We start from the raw sequence: 12,620 nt of genomic DNA, 5'->3' as shown, positions 1-12,620 counted from the left end.
GATTGATTGTGAACATGTTCCTGAAGGTCAAAGGGACGCGAAACATTTCGGGGTGCAGGAATTTTCGGCGGATTGTCCCGCAAGTCCGGATCGAACAGGGAAAAATTGAGCGCATCGAGCCGGAAGCCGTCCACGCCGCGATCCAGCCAGAACCGCATCACATCGACGAGCGCATCCTGGACATCCGGATTGTGCAAATTCAATTGCGGCTGGCTCGGCAGGAAATTGTGCATGTAATATTGCTGCCGACGCGCATCCCATGTCCAGGACGGTCCGCCAAACACAGCCTGCCAGTTATTAGGCGGTGTTCCATCCGGTTTTGGATCGCTCCAAACGTACCAATCCGCACGAGCATTGGTTCGGTCCTCTCTGCTCTCGGCGAACCAGGCGTGCGCGTCGGATGAGTGTGCATAGACCTGATCGATGATGATTTTCAGGCCGAGTGCGTGCGCTCGACTCAAGAGTGCGTCGAAGTCTTCGAGCGTGCCAAATGCCGGATCGACATCGCAATAATCGGCCACATCATATCCGAAGTCCCTCATGGGGGATGTAAAGAAGGGCGATATCCAGACACCGTCCACGCCGAGGGAGGCCACATGGTCCAGCCTCTGCGTTATGCCGTTCAGATCGCCAACGCCATCCCCATTCGTATCCTGATACGACCGCGGATAAATCTGATAGATGACCGCACCCTTCCACCAAGGCTGCGCGCTTTCCAATGACATTGCGTTCGGCATGGTCTGAAACTCCCGTCAATTCTGACCAGCATCGCACCGCCCCGCGATTTTTCAATCATCTAAGCGCCGCCAGGACAAGCGGCCCGGAAACGGACTGTATTGACTGAAAATTCGGAAATCCGCCTGGCAGGGGCAGAAGGACTTGAACCCTCGACCCTCGGTTTTGGAGACCGATGCTCTACCAACTGAGCTATACCCCTACAGGCGAATGAGCGGTTTGCCTCAAATGCCGTCATGCCGCAAGACTAGAGCTTCAGCCCATGGAGAAAAATTGTGTCCCGCATCCCCTATCCCGAAGTTGACGCCCTTCCTGAAGACCAAAAAGCCTTTCTGGATAAGCTCGCCCCGCTCAATATCTTTCAAATGCTTGGCCATGCTCCTCATCTGCTGAAACCCTTTGTCGGCATGGGCACGGCCTTTCTGCAAAATGGCAAACTGGATCCGATCACCCGCGAATGCGTGATCCTGCGTGTCGGGTACTTGTCCAATGCCAAATATGAAACGAGCCAGCACGAGGCTATCGGATTGGCGATCGGCATGGATGGCGAACTGATCGAAGCGGTGAAATCTGGTCCAAATGCCGACGGCTTGAGCCACGAACAGAAACTGGCACTGACCTTTACAGACCATCTGGTAACGCATCCCCATCCGTCAGACGGCGCGCTCAAACCGGTTCTGAAACATTTCGGACCGTCCCTGCTGGAAGAGCTGGTTCTGCTGATCGGCTACTACATGATGGTCTGCCGCTTCCTTGAGACATTCGGCGTGGAAGTCGAAGAGGGCGGTCCAAAAGGCGCTGACATCAAACTCGACTGACGCCCGATAAAAAAGGCCGCCCCTTATGGGACGGCCTTCTCGTTATTGCCTGATGGGAACAGGGCTTACTTCTTGATGGCCGAGACCACGCCGGCGCCGACCGTACGGCCACCTTCGCGGATCGCGAAGCGCAGGCCCTGGTCCATGGCGATCGGCTGGATCAGCTCGACATCCATTTTGACGTTATCGCCCGGCAGGACCATTTCCTTGTCGGCCGGAAGCGTCACAACACCCGTCACGTCCGTCGTACGGAAGTAGAACTGTGGACGGTAGTTGGTGAAGAATGGCGTGTGACGGCCACCCTCTTCCTTGGTCAGGATATAGGCTTCGGCTTCGAACGTCGTGTGCGGCGTGATCGAACCTGGCTTACAGAGAACCTGGCCACGCTCAACGCCTTCACGGTCAACACCGCGCAGCAGGGCGCCGATATTGTCGCCAGCCTGGCCCTGGTCGAGCAGCTTGCGGAACATTTCAACGCCCGTACAGGTCGTCTTCACCGTGTCGCGGATACCGACAATCTCGATTTCCTCACCGACCTTGATGATGCCCTGCTCGACACGACCGGTCACAACCGTACCGCGACCGGAGATCGAGAACACGTCCTCGACCGGCATCAGGAAAGGCTTGTCCAGCGGACGCTCTGGCGTCGGGATGTACTCGTCGACAGCTGCCATCAGCTCAAGAACCTTGTCCTTGCCGATTGCATCGTCGCGGCCTTCAACAGCGGCCAGCGCGGAACCCGCGATGATCGGAATGTCGTCGCCCGGGAAGTCATAGGAAGACAGAAGTTCGCGAACTTCCATTTCAACCAGTTCCAGAAGCTCTTCATCATCGACCTGGTCGACCTTGTTCATGAAGACAACCAGAGCCGGCACGCCGACCTGACGGGCCAGCAGGATGTGCTCGCGGGTCTGGGGCATCGGGCCATCAGCTGCGTTCACAACCAGGATCGCGCCGTCCATCTGCGCCGCACCGGTGATCATGTTCTTGACGTAGTCAGCGTGACCCGGGCAATCGACGTGGGCATAGTGACGGTTTTCCGTCTCATATTCCACGTGCGCCGTGTTGATCGTGATGCCACGCGCTTTTTCTTCCGGAGCCGAGTCAATGTCCGCATAGGATTTCGACTCGCCACCCGAAGCCGCTGCCAGCGTCATCGAGATCGCTGCCGTCAGCGTCGTCTTGCCGTGGTCAACATGGCCAATCGTGCCGATGTTAACGTGCGGCTTGTTACGTTCAAACTTTGCCTTGCCCATCGGGCCTCTCCTTTATTCAAATACCGAGCCGGGAACCGGCCTCAATTGTTTACGAACCAGCGACGTCCGAGATGATCTTCTGCGCTTCAGCACGCGGCACTTCATCATAGTGATTGAAGAGCATCGTGAACTGGGCGCGGCCCTGCGACATGCCGCGAAGGTCGGACACATAACCGAACATGTTGACCAGAGGGACAAAGGCCTTGACCACAACAGCGTTGCCGCGCGGCTCGGAGCCCTGGATCTGGCCACGGCGAGAGTTCAGGTCGCCGATCACATCGCCCATATAGTCTTCCGGAGTGACAACTTCCACTGCCATGACCGGTTCCATCAGGCGCGGATCGCCCTGCCCCTTCAGTTCGCGGAACGCAGCGCGGGCTGCGATCTCGAATGCGAGGACCGAGGAGTCGACATCGTGGAACGCACCGTCTGTCAGCGTGGCTTTGAAATCCGTCACCGGATAGCCAGCCAGCAGGCCGTTTTCCTTGGCACTTTCCAGGCCTTTTTCGACGCCCGGGATGTATTCCTTCGGAACAGCACCACCGACAATCTTGCTTTCGAAGATGAAGCCCGAACCCGATTCCAGGGGTTCGAAGTCCAGCTTGACGCGCGCGAACTGACCGGTACCGCCGGACTGTTTCTTGTGCGTGTAGTCGATCTGGGCAGCGCGGCCGATCTTCTCACGGTAGGCCACCTGTGGCTGACCGATATTGGCCTCAACCTTGAATTCGCGCTTCAGACGGTCGATCAGGATGTCGAGGTGAAGCTCGCCCATGCCTTTCATGATCGTCTGGCCGGATTCGAAATCGGTCTCGACACGGAAGGACGGATCTTCTGCAGCAAGGCGCTGCAGGCCAACCGACATCTTTTCCTGGTCAGCCTTGGTTTTCGGCTCAACCGCGATCTCGATCACCGGATCCGGGAAGGTCATGGTTTCCAGAACGACCGGCTTGTTCGGATCACAGACCGTGTCACCCGTGGTCGTTTCCTTCAGGCCGGCAAGCGCAACAATGTCACCTGCATAGGCTTCGGTGATCTCGTCCTGCTTGTTGGAGTGCATCATGACCATACGGCCGACGCGCTCTTTCTTGCCCTTGGTCGAGTTCATGAAGCTGTCGCCCTTGGACAGCGTACCGGAATAGATACGCGTGAAGGTCAGCGTGCCCATGTAAGGGTCGTTCATGATCTTGAAGGCAAGACCCGAGAATGGCTGCGAATCATCTGCGCGGCGCTCGATATTGCGGACTTCGTCTTCGTCGCCCGGGGCAAAGCCCATATAGGCTGGCACGTCGAGCGGGCCCGGCAGATAGTCGATGACAGCGTTCAGCATTGGCTGCACGCCTTTGTTCTTGAACGCAGAACCCGCCATGACCGGCACGAACGACATGGACAGCGTGCCCTTGCGGATCAGTGACCGCAGGGTGGCTTCGTCAGGCTCGTTGCCTTCCAGATAGGCTTCCATGGCCGCGTCGTCCATTTCGACGGCGATCTCGATGAGCTCGGCGCGCATCTGTTCGGCTTTTTCCTTCAGGCTGTCGCGGATTTCGCGCACGACCCAGCTTGCGCCGAGGTCTTCACCTTCCCAGACCCATTCCTTCATGGTGACCAGGTCGACATGGCCTTCCAGCTCGGTCTCAGCGCCGATTGGCAGCTGGATCGGAGCCGGGATCGCACCAGTGCGATCCTTGATCATGTGAACACAGTTGAAGAAGTCTGCGCCGATCTTGTCCATCTTGTTGACGAACACGATCCGCGGAACCTTGTAGCGGTCAGCCTGACGCCAGACCGTTTCGGTCTGCGGCTCAACACCGGCGTTTGCGTCGAGCACGCAAACTGCGCCGTCGAGCACGGCCAGGGAGCGTTCAACTTCGATCGTGAAGTCAACGTGTCCGGGCGTATCGATGATGTTGAAGCGGAACTTGGCTTCGTCAGCCGTGTCGCCATAAATGCCGGTTGGGTTTACGCCGTCCTCGGTGCGGAACCAGAACGTCGTGGTCGCAGCCGACGTGATCGTGATGCCACGCTCCTGCTCCTGCTCCATCCAGTCCATCGTGGCAGCGCCATCGTGGACTTCACCGATCTTGTGAGATTTACCGGTGTAATAGAGAATGCGTTCAGTCGTGGTCGTTTTACCAGCATCGATGTGAGCCATGATGCCGAAGTTACGATAACGATCCAGCGTATATTCGCGGGCCATGAGATATACCTTCGTGTCTGGTTTCCGGGAGGAAGTTCGGAGCGATTTTCGGGCGCGTTACCCGCAATCGCTCCGCAGTTCCAGTGCTGATTACCAGCGGTAGTGTGAAAACGCCTTGTTGGCGTCTGCCATGCGGTGGGTGTCTTCCCGCTTCTTCACGGCATTGCCGCGGCCCTGAGAGGCATCCATCAGTTCGCCAGCAAGGCGCTCACGCATGGTGTTCTCATTGCGGCCAGCGGCAGCAGCGGCCAACCAGCGAATGGCGAGAGCCTGACGGCGCTCGGTGCGGACTTCAACCGGAACCTGGTAGGTGGCACCACCGACGCGGCGCGAACGCACTTCGACGGACGGAGCAACAGCTTCCAGGGCTTCATGGAAAACTTCAACCGGGTTCTTCTTGGCGCGGCCTTCGACCAGGTCGAACGCACCATAGACGATACGTTCGGCAACGGACTTCTTACCGTCGCGCATGATCTGGTTCATGAACTTCGAGACAATGATGTCCTTGAACTTCGGATCAGGAAGGACTTGGCGCTTCTCAGCAGAGTGACGACGAGACATGCTTCGGCTTCCTTACTTAGGCTTCTTCGCACCATAGTGCGAACGGCGTTGCTTACGGTCTTTGACGGGTTGGGTATCCAGGGCACCACGCACGATGTGATAGCGCACGCCCGGAAGGTCTTTCACACGGCCGCCGCGGATCAGCACAACAGAGTGCTCCTGCAGGTTGTGGCCTTCGCCCGGAATATAGCACAGCGATTCGAAGCCGGACGTCAGGCGCACCTTGGCCACTTTACGAAGCGCGGAGTTCGGCTTCTTTGGCGTGGTTGTGTAGACGCGCGTACAAACGCCGCGACGCTGTGGGCAAGCCTTGAGGGCCGGTGTCTTGGTACGCGTCGGCTTTGGCTGACGCGGTTTGCGAATAAGCTGTTGAATCGTTGGCATTCGGGCCTTCTGTCTCTTTTGATCTCAGTGGCCCGATGGGCCGGTAACGAATGATGCCCCGAATGCCGAGAATGGCTTCCGGGACGGACGAAAACTTGGGGGCCAGATTGACCGAAACCGCCTGTTCCGGTGCGGCAGTCAGCCTTTTCAAGCCTTCTACCTCTCTGACGATTGGTGGCGTTTAAGCCTCTCAGGGGCTGGCGTCAAGGGCGGCGTGCTGTCTGGCTACAGCTGTTTCGGTCCCGTCACGGTCTGCCTAAAACGGCAATCCGATCTGCTGGACGCATGCAGCCTCTTCAATGGTCCCCTGCCCGGCCCGCAAGCGGGCCTCCAATGCGGCCAGTTCAGGGTCTGTCACATCGCCTTCCGCAGAGGCAAAATCACCGAATCTGAGCAACTCACGACAGTCCGCCCGGGCCCAGCCATCCAGTGCCAGGAAGCCGATCAGCCCGATTGCCAGCGCCGCGCAGGCGGCGCCGATCAAATCCTTGCGATCAAAATGCGTGCGGCGCATGGCGCTCCCCGTTCAGGCTCCTGTTCAGGCTTTCTGTCTGGTTCAGACCTAGGCCCGAAACGCAGGAAAGCCTGCCAAGACTGGCAGGCTTTCCCGAATGGTACAAGCTGGAGGCCCGGCCTATTCGGCCGACGTTTCCGGCTCTGGTGCCGGCAGCGCGGCCGTCGTTTCCAGCGCTTCCTGCTCCTTGGCCGCCGCAGCAGCACGCTTGGCACGAAGCTTCTGGTCGCGATCGCCAGCAACCCGGCGGAACTGGCGGATACCACCGCCCGTACCCGCTGGGATCAGGCTGCCCACGATGATGTTCTCCTTGAGACCTTCCAGCGTGTCGATCTTGCCCATGAGGGCCGCCTCGGTGAGGACGCGGGTCGTCTCCTGGAACGAAGCTGCCGACAGGAAGCTGCGGGTCTGCAGGGAGGCCTTGGTGATACCAAGCAGGAGCGGGTTGGCTTTCGCCTCGACCTGGTCCTTCTTGCGGGACTTGCGCACCGCTTCATTGGCCTGTTCGAACTCGATCACGTCGACATGCTCGCCCTTGATCAGTGCTGTGGAGCCCGGATCAGTGATCTCGACCTTCTGCAGCATCTGACGCACGATCACTTCGATGTGCTTGTCGTTGATCGGCACGCCCTGCAGGCGATAGACCTTCTGCACTTCGTCGATCAGGTAATTGGCGAGCGCCTCAACGCCCAGCGTCAGCAGGATGTCCTGCGGGGCCGGGTTACCGTCCATCAGGTATTCACCGCGCTTGATGAAGTCCCCGTCCTGAACGGCAAGGTGCTTGCCTTTCGGCACCAGGTAATCGATCTGCTCGCGATCTTCCTCCAGCGGAACGATCGAGACGCGACGCTTGTTCTTGTAGTCGCGACCATAGACGACCTTGCCGTCCACTTCCGCGATGATGGCGTGGTCCTTCGGACGACGCGCTTCGAACAATTCGGCCACACGCGGCAGACCACCGGTGATGTCCTTCGTCTTCGCACCACCGGTCGTGACACGTGCAATCGTGTCACCGGCAGAGATCGTGTCACCATCGGCAACCGACAGGATCGCGCCCACGGACAGCAGGTAGACCGCATCGGAACCATTCGGCAGCTTCACCGGCTCGCCATCCTTGCCGATGATCTGAACCGACGGCTTGATGTCTGCCGACTTGATAGCCGAACGCCAGTCAATGATGACGCGCGAGGAGATGCCCGTCGCTTCATCGGTTTCTTCACGGACAGACACGCCGTCGATCACATCGACCAGTTTGATCTGGCCTGTGACTTCCGAAACGATCGGCTGGGCAAACGGATCCCAGTCAGCGAGCAGCGTACCGGCAGGCACTTTCTGGCCATCGGTGACCATCAGGCGCGTACCATATGCCGGGCGGAAAGACTGACGGGTACGGCCATCGGCGTCCACCAGTTCCACCTGCATGCGGCGGCCCACCACGATCAGCGACTTGTCCTTGCGGGCAACGATCTCGGCATCCTTGAAGCGGATCGTGCCTTCGAAGCTCGATTCCACCGAGGACTGGTCTGCCACCTGGGCCGCACCACCAATGTGGAACGTCCGCATGGTCAGCTGGGTACCCGGCTCACCAATGGACTGGGCCGCGATGACACCAACGGCTTCGCCGCGGTTGACCACGGTGCCGCGTGCAAGGTCGCGACCATAGCACTGGACACAAATGCCGTTCTTGGCTTCGCAGGTCAGGGCCGAACGGGCCTTGATCATGTCTACGCCGGCTTTCTCGATCGTATCGGCCAGTTCCTCGTCGATATAGGTATTGGCCGGAACGACCAGTTCGCCTTCGACATTCTTCACGTCCACGGCCGTGACACGGCCAAGGATGCGCTCAGCCAGGGAGACGACCACGTCGGCACCTTCCAGGACAGCAGCGATGTCAATGCCGTTTTCCGTGCCGCAATCATCTTCGTTGATGATGCAGTCCTGGGCCACGTCAACGAGACGGCGGGTCAGGTAACCCGAGTTTGCCGTTTTCAGAGCCGTATCGGCCAGACCCTTACGGGCACCGTGCGTCGAGTTGAAGTATTCAAGGACGGTCAGGCCTTCCTTGAAGTTCGAGATGATCGGCGTCTCGATGATTTCACCCGATGGCTTGGCCATCAGGCCGCGCATACCGGCCAGCTGTTTCATCTGGTTCTTCGAACCACGTGCACCGGAGTCGGCCATCATGTAGATCGAGTTGACCTGCGCCTTCCGGTCACCCTTGGCAACCTGTGCCTCAGCCGCCGAATCCATCATGGCATCAGCCACTTTGTCGGTACAGGTCGACCAGGCGTCGACCACCTTGTTGTACTTCTCACCACGCGTGATGAGACCGTCAGCATACTGGCGTTCGTACTCGGAGACCTGCTCCTTGGTGGCGTCGACCAGTTTCTGCTTGGCGGCCGGGATGACCATGTCATCCTTGCCGAACGAGATGCCGGCCTTGCAGGCTTCACGGAAGCCCAGCTCCATCATCTTGTCACAGAAGATCACCGTCGCCTTCTGGCCACACAGGCGATAGACCTCGTCGATGATCTTGGAGATCGTCTTCTTGGTCATCGTCGTGTTGACGAGGTCAGGCTGGATGCCTTTGAAGCGCGGCAGGATGTTGGCGATCATGAAGCGACCCGCGGTCGTGTCGATCACACGGCGCCATGGATTGCCCTCATCATCAACGCCTTCATACATGGCCTTGATCTTGGAGTGCAGGCTGATGTGGCCATTATCGATGGCCTGTTCGATCTCTGCCACGTCGGTGAACATCATGCCTTCGCCAACTTCGCCATCGCGGTCCAGCGACAGGTAGTAGAGGCCGAGGACGATATCCTGGGACGGAACAATGATCGGCTTGCCGTTGGCAGGCGACAGGATGTTGTTGGTCGACATCATCAGGACGCGGGCTTCCAGCTGGGCCTCAAGGCTCAGCGGCACGTGCACGGCCATCTGGTCACCATCGAAGTCAGCGTTGAACGCGGCGCAGACCAGCGGGTGCAGCTGGATGGCCTTGCCCTCGATCAGTTTCGGCTCGAACGCCTGGATGCCGAGACGGTGCAGCGTAGGCGCACGGTTCAGCAGAACCGGGTGCTCACGGATGACCTCGTCCAGGATATCCCAGACTTCCGGCTTTTCCTTTTCGACCAGCTTCTTGGCCGCTTTCACGGTGCCAGCGAGGCCCTTGGCGTCGAGACGCGCATAGATGAACGGCTTGAACAGTTCCAGCGCCATCTTCTTCGGCAGGCCACACTCGTGCAGCTTCAGGCTTGGGCCAACCACGATGACCGAACGGCCGGAATAGTCGACGCGCTTGCCGAGCAGGTTCTGACGGAAGCGGCCCTGCTTGCCTTTCAGCATGTCGGACAGCGACTTCAGCGGGCGCTTGTTGGTGCCCGTGATCGTGCGGCCGCGACGGCCATTGTCGAACAGGGCGTCAACGGATTCCTGCAACATCCGCTTTTCGTTCCGGATGATGATGTCCGGCGCGCGAAGTTCCATCAGGCGCTTCAGGCGGTTGTTCCGGTTGATCACGCGGCGATAGAGGTCGTTGAGGTCGGAGGTCGCAAAGCGGCCGCCATCCAGCGGGACCAGCGGGCGCAGATCCGGTGGAATGACCGGGATCACGTGCAGGATCATCCATTCCGGCTTGGCGCGCGATGTCAGGAAGGCATCGACGACTTTCAGCCGCTTGGACAGTTTCTTGGTTTTCAGTTCGGACGTGGACTCAGCCAGCTCTTCGCGAAGCGTCTCGGCCAGAACCGGCAGGTCCAGCGCCTGCAGCAATTCGCGGATGGCCTCGGCACCGATCATGGCGGTGAACGCGTCCTCGCCAAGCTCGTCCTGCTTGTCCATGTATTCTTCTTCGGTGAGCAGCTGACGCGGCTCCAGCTCGGTCAGGCCCGGCTCGATGACGATATAGCTTTCGAAGTAGAGCACGCGCTCCACATCTTTCAGCGCCATGTCGAGCAGCGCGGAGATGCGGGACGGCAGCGACTTCAGGAACCAGATGTGCGCGACCGGCGCAGCCAGGTCGATGTGGCCCATCCGCTCGCGGCGCACGCGCGCCAGCGTCACTTCAACGCCGCACTTCTCACAGGTGATGCCGCGATACTTGATGCGCTTGTACTTGCCGCAAAGGCACTCATAGTCCTTCGTTGGGCCGAAGATACGGGCACAGAACAGGCCGTCCCGCTCCGGCTTGAAGGTCCGGTAGTTGATGGTTTCAGGCTTCTTGATCTCACCTGACGACCAGGACCGGATCTTTTCCGGGCTGGCGATAGAGATACGGATCGCCTCAAAAGTTGGCGACGGGGTATTCGGGTTGAAAATGCTGGCGACGTCCTGGCGCATGGGTGTCTGCTCCTTGGGTGGGCGGTTGTTTCGGGGCTGGCGGGCCCCTGCCCTATGAAATCTCAGTTTCGTCCGGGTCGCCCCGCCGGTCTGGCGGGGCTATCCGGTTGGTATCAGCTCTACTCGGCGGCGACGGGGGTATCGGCATCGTCGTTGCCCCCACCTTCTTCGATCAATTCGACATTCAGGCCGAGCGACCGCATTTCCTTGACGAGCACGTTGAAGGATTCCGGGATACCGGCCTCGAACGTGTCATCACCGCGAACGATGGCCTCATAGACCTTCGCACGACCGGCCGTGTCATCGGACTTCACGGTCAGCATTTCCTGCAGCGTGTAAGCGGCGCCATAGGCTTCGAGTGCCCAGACTTCCATCTCCCCGAAGCGCTGGCCGCCGAACTGGGCCTTGCCGCCCAGAGGCTGCTGCGTAACAAGCGAGTAAGGTCCGGTCGAACGGGCGTGAATCTTCTCGTCCACCAGGTGGTGCAGTTTGAGAAGATACTTGTAGCCCACGGTGACAGGACGCGAGAACTGGACACCGGTCCGGCCATCGAACATCTTGACCTGACCAGACGAGTCGAGACCCGCCCGTTCCAGCATCGCGTTGATGTCGCTTTCGCGAGCACCATCGAACACTGGCGTGGCCATCGGCACACCGTTGCGAAGGTTTCCGGCGAGCTCAATGATCTCGCTATCTTCTGCTGGCAGCTCCTGCTCTTCGCCATAGGCGGTTTTCAGGGCTTTCTTCAGGCCTTCGACATCATTGTTCTGGTGGAACTCGTCGAGTGCGTTCTGGATGATCCGGCCAAGACCACGGCAGGCCCAGCCTGTGTGGGTCTCGAGGATCTGACCGACGTTCATCCGCGATGGAACGCCCAGCGGGTTCAGAACGATATCGACTGGCGTACCATCTTCCAGGAACGGCATGTCTTCCTGCGGATTGATCTTGGAGATAACCCCCTTGTTGCCGTGACGGCCGGCCATCTTGTCGCCCGGCTGCAGCTTGCGCTTCACGGCCAGGAACACTTTGACGACCTTCATCACGCCCGGTGGCAAGTCATCGCCGCGCTGGACCTTCTCAACCTTGTCGTTGAAACGGGCCTCCAGCTCGCCGATCGCGCCATCGAACTGATCGCGGAGGGCGTCGAGGTCGGCCTGGGCCTTCTCGGACTTCAGGGCGATGTCCCACATCTGGGTCTCGCTCAACTCGTCCAGTGCGGACGCGCTGATCTTGCCCGGTGTGAAGCCTTTTGGCCCGGCCGCTGCTTCCTTGCCCGTCAGCAGGTCGCGCAGACGGTTATAGGTGTTGCGTTCCAGGATGGCCTGTTCGTCTTCTTTGTCTTCCTGCAGCTTCTCGATCTGCTCACGCTCGATCTGGAGGGCACGCTGGTCCTTGTCGATGCCGTGGCGGTTGAAGATGCGAACATCCACGACCGTACCGGCGTCGCCCGGAGGCACGCGCAGGGATGTATCCCGCACATCAGACGCCTTCTCACCGAAGATGGCGCGGAGGAGTTTCTCTTCCGGCGTCATCGGGCTTTCGCCCTTCGGCGTCACCTTGCCGACGAGAATGTCGCCAGCTTTGACTTCGGCGCCCACAGCCACGATGCCGGCTTCGTCGAGGTTGCGGAGCGCTTCCTCGCCGACATTCGGAATGTCGCGGGTGATTTCTTCAGGGCCCAGCTTGGTGTCACGGGCCATGACTTCGAATTCCTCGATATGGATCGAGGTGAAGACGTCGTCTTTCACGATCCGCTCGGAGATCAGGATGGAGTCTTCGAAGTTGTAGCCATTCCACGGCATGAACGCGACGAG

Annotated in this window: 9 protein-coding genes and 1 tRNA gene; 1 reads left to right on the top strand and 9 read right to left on the bottom strand. The window is 59.4% G+C overall.

All coding sequences use genetic code 11. The features are described from left to right. Both B4F73_RS01850 and B4F73_RS01845 read right to left on the bottom strand, forming a co-directional pair. Positions 1–737 (bottom strand): alpha-amylase family glycosyl hydrolase (locus B4F73_RS01850; RefSeq protein WP_290481581.1); only part of this gene is annotated, 737 nt, incomplete at its 3' end. A gap of 124 nt (positions 738–861) precedes the next feature. Further along, a tRNA-Trp gene (locus B4F73_RS01845) sits at positions 862–937 on the bottom strand. Between the two features lie 73 nt (positions 938–1,010). Between B4F73_RS01845 and B4F73_RS01840 the strand changes: the two genes are divergently transcribed. Further along, positions 1,011–1,553, top strand: coding sequence for a carboxymuconolactone decarboxylase family protein (locus B4F73_RS01840; RefSeq protein ID WP_206990514.1), 543 nt, complete (start codon positions 1,011–1,013; stop codon positions 1,551–1,553). 65 nt (positions 1,554–1,618) lie between these two features. Here the strand turns inward: B4F73_RS01840 and tuf are convergent, their stop codons facing one another. The 7 genes from tuf to rpoB all read right to left on the bottom strand — a co-directional run. Then, positions 1,619–2,809, bottom strand: coding sequence for an elongation factor Tu (tuf, locus tag B4F73_RS01835; protein ID WP_206990515.1), 1,191 nt, complete (start codon positions 2,807–2,809; stop codon positions 1,619–1,621). Between the two features lie 49 nt (positions 2,810–2,858). Beyond that, entirely contained in the window at positions 2,859–5,006 is a 2,148-nt protein-coding gene (fusA, locus tag B4F73_RS01830) for an elongation factor G (protein ID WP_034812521.1), read from the bottom strand. 90 nt (positions 5,007–5,096) lie between these two features. After that, the gene (gene rpsG, locus B4F73_RS01825) at positions 5,097–5,567 is read right to left on the bottom strand and encodes a 30S ribosomal protein S7 (RefSeq protein ID WP_034812523.1); all 471 of its coding nucleotides are present in this window, start codon (positions 5,565–5,567) and stop codon (positions 5,097–5,099) included. Between the two features lie 12 nt (positions 5,568–5,579). After that, positions 5,580–5,951 (bottom strand): 30S ribosomal protein S12, encoded by a 372-nt coding sequence (rpsL, locus tag B4F73_RS01820; RefSeq protein WP_027837380.1) that lies wholly within the window; start codon positions 5,949–5,951, stop codon positions 5,580–5,582. A 256-nt stretch (positions 5,952–6,207) separates the two neighbouring features. Next, the gene (locus B4F73_RS01815; protein WP_290478507.1) at positions 6,208–6,465 is read right to left on the bottom strand and encodes a hypothetical protein; all 258 of its coding nucleotides are present in this window, start codon (positions 6,463–6,465) and stop codon (positions 6,208–6,210) included. 120 nt (positions 6,466–6,585) lie between these two features. Next, positions 6,586–10,806, bottom strand: a complete 4,221-nt coding sequence (rpoC, locus tag B4F73_RS01810) for a DNA-directed RNA polymerase subunit beta' (RefSeq protein WP_206992487.1) — start codon at positions 10,804–10,806, stop codon at positions 6,586–6,588. A 119-nt stretch (positions 10,807–10,925) separates the two neighbouring features. Beyond that, positions 10,926–12,620, bottom strand: a 1,695-nt coding sequence (rpoB, locus tag B4F73_RS01805) for a DNA-directed RNA polymerase subunit beta (RefSeq protein ID WP_290482373.1), incomplete at its 5' end; no start/stop codon positions are given.

The sequence above is a fragment of the Hyphomonas sp. UBA3601 genome (genome assembly GCF_002375605.1).
In the GTDB taxonomy this organism is placed as follows: Bacteria; Pseudomonadota; Alphaproteobacteria; order Caulobacterales; family Hyphomonadaceae; genus Hyphomonas.
Note: the sequence above shows the minus strand (reverse complement) of the source record. Positions and strands in the feature narration are given on the sequence as shown.